We start from the raw sequence: 11,443 nt of genomic DNA, 5'->3' as shown, positions 1-11,443 counted from the left end.
GAAAATTTAATTTATAATTGTAACACAAGGGGATATATGGTAATATAATTGAACATCTAAAATTATAATTAATATTATAAATTTTGAGAATAAGGCAGGTGAGAACATGACAGAATTTTTAGTGAAATTATTTGTGAAAGACAGGGAAAAAATTGAACAGTCAAAAGTAAGGACTTCCTATGGAATCTTATCAAGCGTAGTGGGGGTAGTATGTAATATTATACTTTTTGCTGTTAAGATATCCATTGGTCTGGCAATTCATAGTATTTCTGTCATGGCAGATGCATTTAATAATTTATCAGATGCATCTTCAGGAATTATAAGCTTTATTGGAGTGAAATTAGCCAATAGACCAGCAGATAAAGAACATCCTTTTGGTCATGGGAGATTTGAATATTTATCTGCGTTTGTAGTGGCCTTTTTAGTCCTCCAGGTTGGTTTTACCTGCTTTAAAAATGCAATTTCAAAAATTATACATCCGGAATCCATGGAGTTTAATATAATCTTAGTAGGCATCCTTTGTATTTCAGTACTGTTGAAACTTTGGCTTGGATTATTTAATCGGAAACTGGGAAACCGCATTAATTCTTCTGTAATGAAAGCTACTTCTGCAGATGCTTTTGGTGATGTTCTTATTACTGTAGTTACTATAGTGGCAATTGTTGTGGAAAAATTGACCGGATTCAAAGTGGATGGCTACATGGGTCTTGTAGTATCCCTCTTTGTATTATATGCGGGCTATAATATTGCAAAGGAAACCATTGAACCATTAATCGGTGAAGCAGTGAATCCGGAATTATATGAGAAGATAACCACTATGGTAGAGAATTATGATGGAATTGTGGGAAGCCATGATCTGATTGTGCATAATTACGGCCCTACTCATACGATGGCGTCCATTCATGCAGAAGTTCCCAATGATATTGATTTTGAAGTGGCACATGAAACGATTGACAGGATTGAGCGGGATGCACAAAAAGAATTAGGGATATTCTTAGTAATTCACATGGATCCCATTGAAGTAAATGATACAAAAGTATTATCCATTAAGAATATGGTAATAGATACAGTGAAAGAATATGATGAAGGTGCAACCATTCATGATTTTAGAATGGTCAATGGAGAAGAACAGATCAATCTTATCTTTGATCTGGTAGTTGCACATTCTTACAGTGAAGATAAGGAATATAAGTTAATTCAGGATGTAATGGAAGCAGTGGCTGAAAAAGATAAGAGATATCAATGTATCATTACTCTGGAACATAGTTTTATCCGAAATAGATAAAAAACATATAATCTTTCTAATTATATAGAAAATTCAAAAAATACCTTGAATTTTTAAATTGCATAGGTTATAATATCTTTTGCAATAGTGGGCTATCGCCAAACGGTAAGGCACTGGACTCTGACTCCAGCATCTATAGGTTCGAATCCTATTAGCCCAGTATTATTAAAACCTGTTGGATATTGAAATTCAGCAGGTATATTATTATAGCCAGTAATTAAAAAATATTAAATCCTCATATCAACTTAATATAGATGATATGAGGATTTATTTTATGTAGTCTACAATATGTTAACTAGATTTTTTGCTTGATACTAATGTTAATATTTCATTTAATCCACCATCAAACATATTGATAACTTTAAGCATTCCTTACCATAAGTATTTAGCATTAAGTTTTGTTTTGGTCCATTTAAGCAATATACGATATATTTTAGTCGTTTTCGCCAAATAATTACAATAATTTATTGAAGTATGTTAATATATGGTATATATTATGATTGCTGGTCGTGCCCATGGTTGGCATTTAATCCAGATGTTTGGGATAGGGCAAGAACTTATTATGGTAATTAGTAATAAGGTTTAAAAAGTAAAATTTACATAATTTCTATAGTCTGCTGCCTTTGCTTTAAGTAAGGCAGTAGACTATTTATAAATTAATAGAACCTATCACTTTTGGAGGATACGATGAAAATAAGACCTTATCTTAAAATAATTCCTTTTTCACTTATTATATTATCTATATTTTTACTAAAAAGTTTTGAGGGCCAATTTCAACACATTCAAAAAATGTTAATTTTAGAAAGCAATAACTTAATGTCACCGTACCATATACAGGTAAGTGAAGATATAAAAATAAATTGGAGAAAATTAGTTAAACCAAGGGATAACTTTTCTGTTTTTGGCTTGTTAGAAAGAAGTTCGACAGAACAGGTCATTGCATTTTATGCAACAGATTACAAGAAAATTATCTTACCTCTAAAATCCGGAAGTTGCTTCTCATCAAAGGATAGTAATGAGGCTATTGTAGGTATGGGGATTCCAACATATATGTTAGGCGATAGTGAATACTATGATTATAACAATATACGTTATTACGTTATTGGGAAATTTGGATTAACAGATGATAGTCCTCTAAAAAACACTATTTTATTAAACAATTCATCACTACTTGACCAACCAGATATACCACTTACTTCTGATGGACCAAATCTTAATAAGATTACCTGGCTTCAAGGAAAATCTTTAGGCAATAAAGGAGTAGAGAGGTGGTTTAATATATCTTTTGTGACCAACTGGATTAGAAACTTAACATGGTTAGTAATACTGTGTTCTTCCTTTTTATCTATGTACTATTATCTTGTAATTACGCAAGAGCGTAGAAACATTCTTTGGGAGATTGGTATGGGGGCTAAGGCTATTTTTAAAAAGGGTATTAGGGATATTACTATAGTTGTACTATTTTTTGATCTGATAATAGTATGTATATTCCAAAGGGAGACCCCTTTTTTTGAGTTTATTATGTCTAGTGTAGTGATTTATACTATATTGCTAGGAGCTTATTGTATTTTATTTTGGCGGCAGATTTTGAAGGAGATAACTTAATATGTTTAAGACAGTAATCAGTCAATGCTTTCATAAGAAACGTTTGTTTAAAGTAACTTCACTATTCAATATTATTAGCTGGTGTGTTTTAACGACATTTTTAGTAATGATAGGAATTCTATTTCAACTTCAAACCGCTACATTTACTAAAGAAAGTTCAGTTGAGAATATTTATGAAGGTAAACAGTTGTATAGAATTGTTGATAATTATTATGATCCGGATGCATTTTATGAATTTAGACAACATTCAGATAATATTAATCGCTTGGGAGAATTCTATAATGCACTTGTAACATCCACAAATATGGAATTTATCTCAATATTTAATCAACCAATATATGTTGAACAGTTTATGGGAGAAGAGCAGTTTTTATATAATTCCCAAGAGTTTAGAGATGCACATGATCTAGATACCACGAATGCTAATGTAAAAGCTATTCAATTGAATCAAAGTGCATTTGAATTATATGGGTTGAAAGTCTCAAATGGTACAATCTTTGATTGGGACGAAGTTAATTATGGCGGGAACAAGCTGCCTATTTTGATAGGTTCTGAATATAAAGGAATTTATGATATTGGTGATACTTTTTTCGTTAATTATTATAATCGTGAAATAACATTTGAGGTAGTTGGCATCCTTGAGCCAAACACATTTGTTTATTATAAAGGAGATCCTGAATTCTATCTGGATCAGTATCTTATAGTACCATATCCAGAACTTTTAGAATCAGTGAATGAATCAGATTTTAAATTTGAAGGTATATTATATTTTGCCATGATTAATGGCGATATTATAACCACTATTGATAAGAATAAACTTTTGAAAGAAATAAAATATATTTCTGATTCAACAGGATTTGCAGATTTTTCGGTTGTTGGAATTTCTGATTTCACTTTAAAATATGATACCATGATATCAGTTATCAAGGGAAATCGTAATCTTATATTTATAATGATGCTATTAATTAGTATATTGGTCACATTTATCCAGTATGGAATGGGAAACCAGATTCTCTTAAGGAGGCTTGATGTATATAGGGCTTTTTGGCTTGTTGGAATTGATAATTATAGGCAAGTATTTTTTAAAGATATTAGTATCCCCTATATTTTGGCGTTTATTAGTACAGTTATTATTATTAAAATATGTTTTCAACATATTTCATTGTTGGTTATCTTATTTATATTAGCTGTTTCATTAAGTATTTTGTGTTTGGTTTATTTCATATGTAAACATATTTTAAAGAATTATGTAATGAAACATCTATAATATAGGGAGGAATTGTTATGATACAATTATCAAATGTAACAAAGCAGTTTGTTAGTGGAGAACGCGTAGTGTGCCAGGTTTTTCGTGATATAGATTATAATATTGATGCATCTTGTTCTATATCAATAAGCGGTCGAAGTGGCTCGGGAAAATCCACATTGTTGCGCATGCTGGCTGGCCTGGACCTGAATTATTTAGGAGACTACTACTTTAAGAGGAATAAACTGGAGAAGAATATTGAAAAAATGGCTACTCATCGTCTTAAACATATAGGAATTGTAACTCAAAAATATCAGCTTCTATCTGATAGAAACTGTTACGATAATATAGCTTTTCCCCTTAAATGTTTAAAACATGATAAAAAAACTATAAAGAATAAAGTTGAAGAAATAATGGAATTACTAGATTTGAATGAATTTAAAGATAGGTACCCTTACGAATTATCTGGTGGTCAATGTCAACGTATAGCAATTGCAAGAGCTATTGTTAAATCACCGGATATTCTGCTTGCTGATGAGCCAACGGGTGCACTAGATAAGGCTTCTGAGTATGAAATTTTAAAAATCTTTGATCTTTTAATCTCAAAAGGACAGACCCTGGTAGTAGCAACCCATAGTGATGTGGTCGCTAAACATTGTACATCAAATTATATAATTGAAGATTATAAGATTCAGAGTATTAAGTAACTACAAATTAGGGCTGGTAGTGTGACAGCCCTTTTTTTAATTTACACAAAGAATCCCCCCCTAATTCAAAAGATGTCCCCCTATATTTCAGATTGTATCGATGTTATCTTCTTATATAGAGTAAGTATAAAAAATTAGGGGTTTCTTTATTTTTCAATTATAAAAAACAGGAGGTATTTGAATTTAAGTTAACTTGCTGATTTGGGGAAAATTTATTGAAAAAAGTAAGTGGGGTGAAGAGATTAAAAAAAGTTGTTTCAATGGTTGGCAAAAACAAGGTAAAAAACAATCTAACAAGTAAAAAAGGAGATAATATGCGCAAAATTAAAGATAGAATTTTAGCCATGGTAATGATTATTCCGATGTTGTTACCGTCCCTTATCATTAATAGTCAGGTAATAATATCCCGGGCTTCTCAAATAGAAACACAATCCTTTGAAGAAGATTACACCCAATATGTTGATCCATTTGTGGGAACGGATGTAGACTATGGCCAATTGTTTCCGGGTTCCGTTACCCCAAATGGTCTGATGAAGCTCAGTCCTGATACCTATCCTCATCAGACAGATGATCATGCAGGATATGACTATAGTAAGACTCAGATTGCAGGATTCTCACACACCAGAATTGAAGGTGTTGGTGGACAGGGTGCAGGAGGTGATGTTCTCATCACTCCAACCTATGTACAATATAGTTCAAAGCCAGCGGCAGCTTCGAAAGCACAGAAATTTAGCCATGATAAGGAAGCAGCCGAGCCTGGATATTATTCTGTAGAATTAACACCAAAAACAGGAACAGGCACTAATTATGTTGACAATAGTTCTATAGGGAATATAAAAGCAGAATTGACCAGTAATACAAGAACAGGATATCATAAATATACTTTTCCACAAGATGGAAAAGTATCACTGATTGTTGATCTTAATTATACTTATCATGGAACGGATATTCGAAATGCAATCATGGAAGTGGAACAATTAGAGAATACAACTGCTATTTCAGGTAGATTTAGTGGCAGAAATGTATCTGGCCATGGAAAGTATACAATGTATTTTTATATGGAGACAAGTCAGCCTGCAACAGGGGTACAAACCTGGCTGGACTCTAATATTGGAAATGATATAAAAAGAGAAGGCAATGATATTGGGGCTGTTTTGTCCTTTGATGCTTTAGCTTCCACACCAATTGAGGTTAAAGTCAGTATCTCTCCTGTCAGCAGCAAGCAGGCGAAAACAGATATGTATAATGGAATGTCGGGCTGGAGTTTTGAAGAGGTGCGCAATGGTGCGAAAGCTGAGTGGAATGAGATTCTTGGGAAGGTTAAAGTAGAAAATTCCACCCAAAGCGATCCTGGTGACAAACTAAAAAAACTCTTTTATACACATTTATATCATATGTTCACGACGCCGGTAAATGCCACAAGTACAGATAATACATTTAGAGCGACAGATTTAAATGTTTATAAGGCAGATGATTATACTCATTATGATTCATGGACACTTTGGGATGATTTCAGAAAATATCCTATGATTGGACTGATCCTCCCGGAGGTTTATAAAGATTACATACGTTCCCTTGCAAACACCATGGAATATGGTATTGGTACCTGGGGAATTGAAACTCAGACAGTTCCAACAGTCAGAACAGAGCACGCAGTCGCCTTATTGGCAGATGGTGTCGCAAAGGGATTTGACGATGTGGACAATTTAGATATTGCATATAATAAGTCAAAAGAGATTGCGGATAAAACAGTCAATAGTGCCGCAGAAAGCCTGGGATATATTGAAGGACGGGTAGATAAGACAGTAGAATTTTCTTATGATGACTGGGCAATTTCTTTACTTGCAGATAATTTAGGCAAGACAGAAGATTATAATAAATATTTGGCCAGATCCTTCTTTTATAAGAATTTATTTAAGGCAGATGCAGTAACAACTACGGTAAACAGCATTCAAAAAACATTTGGACTTTTATGGCCTAAGGACAGTAATGGTAACTGGAAAACTGCAGATCCTGAGAAATATGGTGATAATAGTTTGTACCAGGGGACATTATGGCAGTACACCTGGTGGGATTCCAATGATGTAAATGGATTACTAGACTTAATTGGAAGCAAAGAACTTATGGCGGATCAGCTTAAATATCTATATGGGATGCATGCACCGGAAGATGGAAAGCGTATGCTCCATACAAATACAAATGAAATAGATCTCCATACCCCATATTTATTTAATTTTGTTGGTGAGCCATATAATACCCAATATTGGGTAAGACAGATTTATACGAAACAAACCTGGAATCGTTATAGCGGTACAGGTGAATATAATCCTCCAATTAAGGATTATGTATATAAACTTGATCCACAAGGATTCCTTGAAACTATGGATGAAGATGCAGGGACAATGGCGGCTATGTATGTTTCAGCTGCAATGGGGCTTTTCCCAATGGCTCCTGGGGATACCACTTTCCAGGTTGGGACTCCTTTCTTCGAAAAAATAACACTGGATGTAGGGAATGGAAGAGAGTTCGTAATTGAAGCAAATAATGTATCTTCTGACAATTTTTATATCCAGTCAGCAACTTTAAACGGTGAAAGCTTTGACAGGACATGGGTTGATTATTCAGAAATAATCCGTGGCGGCACATTAAAATTTGAAATGGGTCCGACACCTTCTGACTGGGCAAAAGATGGAGTGACAGCTCTTTCATCTTCTGATATGGTTGACACTTCAATTTATGATAAAACTGACCCTCTTAGATATTCTGCAACAACTATATTTGAGTCGGAGAATAATGATGGTTCCATCGATCAGGAAGTAATTATTTCTTTGCAAAACACATCAGCTACTATCAGTGGAGTAAATAATGAAGATTTAATTGCAGCAGGCAGAGTGACTGTAGGAAATGTTCCGGATGGACTTACTCTAAAAGCAACGAAGGTAAATGATACAAGTATTAAATTAAACTTTGAGGGGAACTCATTAAACCATAGATTAAGTAATAGTATTGGCAATCTATCTCTTAAACTTGAGGATACATTATTCAGCCAGCCTATTACAAGTAAGAGAAAAGAGAAAAATAATATTAAAATCATGTTCATGGATGATTCGATTCAGTTTTCTAAAGACAGATTATATGAATCTGAATTAAATGACGGATCAGTCACAGACACGGTAGATATCAATCTTACTGGCAGCACAACATTTAACGGTAGTATTGGAGAAGATTTCATATTATCAAATAAAGTTAACTTATCGAATCTACCAGCAGGATTAACTGCCAATGTTGCAAAGATTTCAGACCAGAAAATTCTGTTAAGTATATCCGGTAATGCTGATATCCATAATGCTGACATAGACAATCTGGTTGTATCCTTTAATGACTCAGCGTTTGATGGAGCCAGAGCCTGTGATATTAATGGTTCTAATTATGGAGGTATGAAGTCGCTGATTATTGACTTCATTGGTGATTGGAAAGAAAGACTGGTTCAAATTATTGATGAAGGTAAACTTATTAATCCGTCAGACCTTACATCCTTAGCATATGCAAAGTTACAGGTAGAGTTATTAAATGGGCAGGCAGTACTTGATGATGCTGATTCAACAGAAGATGATTATGAAGATGCCTATAATAAAATATATAATCTTATCAACAATTTAGTTTATAGCCAAAATGCTTTCAAACAGCTGGAAGCAGAAAGTTTCACAGTATGGTCTGGAGGAAAAGATCTAAAGACAGAAGGTGGTAAGGACAGCAATAATGTAAACTTAAATAATATTGGTGGAACATATGATGGTGCCTGGATCGGGTTTGAAAAATTAGATTTTAGCAATAAAGAGGTTGCGACTCTCTCAGTACGTTATGTAAATAATTCCGGCCGCTGTGCCACAGATGCATCTATGGAGATCCGTCTTGGCAGTGCAAGTGGGGAACTATTGCAGACAATAACCCTTCCGGAGACCGGAAACAATTGGAACAATTATGTTGTCAAAACCGTAGAGCTTATAAACAGTGAAAAATTAAAAGGTGTTGTAGACATTTACTTTGTATTAAAAGGAACAGGAGCAACTGGTGAAGGAGCAGGAAAAGTTTTTATTGCTAATATTGACTGGATGAAGTTCAATCAGGCAAATACTTACGGTATCTATCAGGCAGAAAATTATTCTAACTGGTCAGCTGGCAGCTTGAAAACAGAATCCAGCAGTACAAGTGAAGGAGAAAGCCTGACTAATATTGGAGGAACTTCTGATGGGGCATGGATTTCTTTTGAACAGCTGAAATTCTCTGGTGAAGGTCTTGGTAAGGTTGCAATAAGATATGCAGCAAATAATGGACGCTGCCCAGATGATACGCGAATTGAAGTGCGTTTAGATTCATCTACGGGAGAATTGTTAGATACCATTGCAATTCCACCTACTGCAGGAAACTGGAATAATTATGTAGTCGTTGAAAAGAATCTTCAAACAAGTGTAAAAGGATTGCATAATATTTATTTTGTCCTGCGTGGTACGACAAATGGATCGAAACCATATATAGCTAATATTGACTGGTTCAAATTCTCAGAGGGTGAGAATTTAATAAACAGTGCAGTTCTTGATCCGGACAATATCAGTTTTGATAAATTAGATCCAAAAGATGCAGACACTACAATTATATGGAATGATGCGGCTTCCGTTACAGATATTACAAAAGACGGTATTTCTATTGGAGCGGAGGCTTATGAAGTAGATGGAAGTGTATTAACAATTAAAAAAGAATATTTAGAAAACCAGTCAATTGGCAGTCAGATATTATCTGTTGAATTTGATAAGGGTGATGCTGCAACGTTAATTGCCAATATCTCCGATTCCACTGTTCCAACGAAGAATAGTGCTACAATTTCACCTTCCTCATTTGATATTAATATAGAGAATGCAGGGGCAGAAGATATTGAAGCTACAATTACATGGAATGATGCAACAATGGTGACAGATATTAAGCAAGAGGATATGACCATTGGAGCAGATGCTTATGTAGTAAGCGGCAGTGCGTTAACGATATCCAAAGATTTTATAAAAGATCAAACAGTGGGAACCCATACCTTAACAGTAGAATTTGATGAAGGAAATGCCGCAATTTTAACTCTGAAGATGATAGACTCTAATCAACCTGAACCAGAAGTCATCAGCGCTGTTATTAGCCCTAAAACAGCTGTTTTTGATAAATATTTCCGTAACATGGCCGATGTTGATACAGTAATTACATGGAATGATGCAGCATCTATTACCGATATTAAAGACAGAGGAAGTAGTATTGGTTCTGAAAATTATAGTATAAGCGGCAATGTATTAACTATAAAGAAAGAATATTTAATAAGACAGCCTTATGGAAACCTGGTATTAAATATTGACTTTAATGTAGGAGACAGTGAAATTCTTGCTATAAATATAGTGAATACCACTCCTTCAAGCCCATCCCCAGGCTCATCCTCTGGATCAGCCCCTGTTAACAATGAACCTCAAATTGCAGGAAATAACAACGCTACAGGCTGGGATGCAATCACAAAAGATATTAGTGCAAAATCTGAAGGCAGCAGTGTAAATATTGACATGAAGAATCATACAATTATTAAAAAAGAGATCCTCGCAGTTCTAAAAGGGAAAGATATTACAACAGAATTTCAGATGAATGGCTATAAGTGGATCATTAATGGAAAAGATATTACAAAGGATGAATTAAACAATATTGATCTGGGCGTTACTTTTAAAGAAAATATTTTACCTGAGACTGTAGTTGATGCGATAGGAAAGAATAGCAAGGCGAAACAAATTCAACTTGTACATAATGGAGAATTTGGATTTAATGGGAAACTGGAACTTAATTTAAGAAAAGAAAATAATGGTCTGGTTGCAAACCTATTCTATTTCAATCCTGTAAAGAAAGAATTGATATTGCAGGATGTAACGAAAGTGGATAAAAACGGTAATGTTTCATTAAACTTTAATCATGCATCTGATTATGTGATCATTATGGAGAACAAAGTATTATTGGAAAAAGAAGTGGCCAATATGACTGTGAAACCATTAAAAACATTATATTTAGGTGGAACAACAGGAAAATCAACGTTTGTGAATGTGGAATTACCAGAGGTAATCTCCAGAGCAGTTGAACAGGGCTTAAGTAATATAAAAATTACTTATACATCAAGTAATAAGAAAATTGCGACGGTTGAAAAATCAGGTAAAATCACGGCAAAAGGAACTGGAACTGCAACAATTAAAACAACTATAACAATCGATGGTATTAAAAAAACATTTAGTAATAAAGTAAAAGTAACAAAAGCATATATCAAATTCACGAAAGCTGCAACATCTATGAAGTTAGGTGAAACCTTTGTATTTGCAGTAGAATGCTACGGATTTAATCAATCAGATGTAATATATACAACAACTGCCAGATCCAGAGTGGCTATTGCCAAAAAATCAGGAAAAGCAATTGCCAAATCCAAAGGAATTGATTATGTTGTTGCGACTTGCGATACATTAAAGAAAAAAACAAAAGTAATTGTCAAATAGTTTCAACTAAATACCATTAGTTGAATTAATACTCCCATAGTAAAAT

Annotated in this window: 5 protein-coding genes and 1 tRNA gene; all 6 read left to right on the top strand. The window is 33.9% G+C overall.

The annotated features are described in order from the left end of the window. The first annotated feature begins 106 nt into the window (after positions 1-106). The 6 genes from EDD66_RS08575 to EDD66_RS08550 all read left to right on the top strand — a co-directional run bounded on the left by EDD66_RS08575 (position 107) and on the right by EDD66_RS08550 (position 11,397). Positions 107-1,285 (top strand): cation diffusion facilitator family transporter, encoded by a 1,179-nt coding sequence (locus EDD66_RS08575; protein WP_123609163.1) that lies wholly within the window; start codon positions 107-109, stop codon positions 1,283-1,285. An 88-nt stretch (positions 1,286-1,373) separates the two neighbouring features. Beyond that, a tRNA-Gln gene (locus tag EDD66_RS08570) sits at positions 1,374-1,445 on the top strand. A gap of 527 nt (positions 1,446-1,972) precedes the next feature. Further along, positions 1,973-2,890: a hypothetical protein gene (locus EDD66_RS08565; RefSeq protein WP_123609162.1), complete on the top strand. Its 918-nt coding sequence runs from the start codon at positions 1,973-1,975 to the stop codon at positions 2,888-2,890. 1 nt (position 2,891) lies between these two features. Beyond that, complete coding sequence (locus EDD66_RS08560; protein ID WP_123609161.1) at positions 2,892-4,157, top strand: ABC transporter permease; 1,266 nt, start codon at positions 2,892-2,894, stop codon at positions 4,155-4,157. A 17-nt stretch (positions 4,158-4,174) separates the two neighbouring features. Beyond that, positions 4,175-4,843 (top strand): ABC transporter ATP-binding protein, encoded by a 669-nt coding sequence (locus EDD66_RS08555; RefSeq protein WP_123609160.1) that lies wholly within the window; start codon positions 4,175-4,177, stop codon positions 4,841-4,843. A 215-nt stretch (positions 4,844-5,058) separates the two neighbouring features. After that, positions 5,059-11,397, top strand: a complete 6,339-nt coding sequence (locus EDD66_RS08550) for a GH92 family glycosyl hydrolase (RefSeq protein WP_123609159.1) — start codon at positions 5,059-5,061, stop codon at positions 11,395-11,397. Positions 11,398-11,443 lie beyond the last annotated feature (46 nt).

Source organism: Mobilisporobacter senegalensis (assembly GCF_003752155.1).
Taxonomy (GTDB): domain Bacteria; phylum Bacillota; class Clostridia; order Lachnospirales; family Lachnospiraceae; genus Mobilisporobacter; species Mobilisporobacter senegalensis.
Note: the sequence above shows the minus strand (reverse complement) of the source record. Positions and strands in the feature narration are given on the sequence as shown.